Source organism: Streptomyces sp. NPDC005899 (assembly GCF_040629645.1).
Classification (GTDB): domain Bacteria; phylum Actinomycetota; class Actinomycetes; order Streptomycetales; family Streptomycetaceae; genus Streptomyces.
The window spans coordinates 1-1,978 of record NZ_JBEXWB010000619.1; the positions used below are offsets into that span (position 1 = coordinate 1).

The 1,978-nt window shown below is 76.5% G+C and carries 1 protein-coding gene; it reads right to left on the reverse strand.

Features of this window, described 5'->3' with window-relative positions:
• Positions 1-1,949, reverse strand: a 1,949-nt coding sequence (locus tag ABZ371_RS32090; protein ID WP_358686357.1) for an acyltransferase domain-containing protein, incomplete at its 3' end; no start/stop codon positions are given.
• Between the last annotated feature and the right edge of the window lie 29 nt (positions 1,950-1,978).

Consider the following 1,978-nt stretch of genomic DNA (forward strand, 5'->3'; position numbering starts at 1 on the left):
GTGAGCACGGGTGCGCCGGCCGGGTCGGTCGCGGTCAGGGCACAGGTGCCGCCCGCCGCGCCGGCCAGCCGCACCCGCAGCCGGGTCGCACCGGTGGAGTGCAGGGTCAGGCCGTCGTACGAGAAGGGGAGCCGCAGCGTCCCCGGCTCGGCCGGTGTGGCGAGCAGGAGGGGGTGGAGGGCGGCGTCCAGGAGGGCGGGGTGGATGCCGTAACCGGCTGCCTCGGCGTGGAGTTCCTCGGGCAGCGCCACCTCCGCGTACAGGTCGCCACCCGACTGCCACGCGGCCTCGAGCCCCCGGAAGGCGGGCCCGTAGGCGTAACCCGCTTCCGCGAGGTGCTCGTAGAGGTGCTCGTGGCCGAGGCGGACGGCGTCCGCCGGCGGCGAACAGTCCTCTTCCGCGGCGACGGGCGCGGCGGCGGTGAGCACGCCGGTGGCGTGCCGGGTCCACTCCCCCTCGCCCCAGGGCCCGGTCGCGGTGTCACGGGCGGAGTGGAGGGAGAGCGGCCGCTCGCCGTCGCCGCCGGGTGCGCCGACGGAGATCTGCAGCCGGACGCCCTCCTCGGGTACGACCAGCGGTTCCTCCAGGACGAGTTCGCGCAGCCGGTCGCAGCCCGCCCGGTCACCGGCGGCCAGCCCGAGTTCGGCGATCACCGCCCCCGGCAGGAGCACCGTGCCCCCGATGACGTGCTGGGCCAGCCAGGGGTGGGTGCGCGGCGAGAGACGGCCGGTGAGCAGCAGGCCGTCACCGTCGGCGAGGCCGGTCATCCCGCCCAGCAGCGGATGGCCGGCGGGTGTCACGCCGAGGGCGGTGGCGTCGCCCGTCGCGGCTCCGCCGTCGAGCCAGAAGCGGCGGCGCTGGAAGGCGTAGGTGGGCAGTACGGCCCGCCGGGCACCCGGGAAGAGCCGGCCGGTGTCCAGCGGGACGCCGTGCAGGGCGAGATGGGCGAGGGCGGCGGCCACGGTGCGGGTCTCGGGGTGGTCCGGGCGCAGCAGTGCCACGGGCGGGGACGCCTCCTCCCCCAGGACGGCGCCGGCCAGGGCCGCGAGCACGGGCGCGGGCCCCAGCTCCACCCATGCGCGTACGCCCTCCTCCTTCAGGGTCCGCACCCCGTCGGCGAACCGTACGGTGTGCCGCAGGTGACGCACCCAGTAATCGGGGTCCGCCAGTTCCTCGGCGGTGACGAGGGCGCCGGTGAGGTCGGAGACCACCGGGATGCGCGGGGCGTGACAGGTCAGCCCGGCCACCACCTCGCGGAACGCGTCCAGGACCGGGTCCATGTGCGGGGAGTGGAACGCGTGGCTCACCTTGAGCGGGGCGGTCCTGCGGCCCTCGCCCCGCCAGACGCCGGTCAGTTCGGCGACGGCGTCCGCGTCACCGGTGACGACCACGGAGGTGGGTGCGTTGACGGCCGCGATGTCGAGGCGGCCCTCGTAGCCGGCGAGCGAGGCGCGGACCTCGTCCTCCGTCGCCTCGACGGCGGTCATGGCGCCGCCGCCGGGCGCCGACTGCATCAACCGCCCCCGGTGCGCCACCAGGGTGCAGGCGTCCGCCAGGTCGAGCACCCCGGCGACGTGGGCGGCCGCGATCCCCCCGACGGAGTGGCCGAGGACGCGGTCGGGGACGGCGCCGTAGTGCTCCAGCAACCGGAACAGGGCCACTTCCAGGGCGAAGAGGGCGGGCTGGGTGTACTCGGTCCGGTCCAGGCGCGAACCGGAGGCGTCCGCGTCGTCCGCTCCCGTGGCGAAGACGACGTCCTTGAGGGGGGCGGGCAGGTGCCGGTCGAGCTGGGCGCACACGTCGTCGTAGGCGGACGCGAACACGGGGTGCGCCTCGTACAGCCGGCGGCCCATGCCGGGGCGCTGGCTGCCCTGGCCGGTGAACAGGAAGGCGGTCCGGGCCTTCGTCCGGCGGGCGGCGCCGGCGGACGGGGCGGGTCCGCGGAGCACGTCGGCGGAGGGTTCGCCCGCGGCCAGCG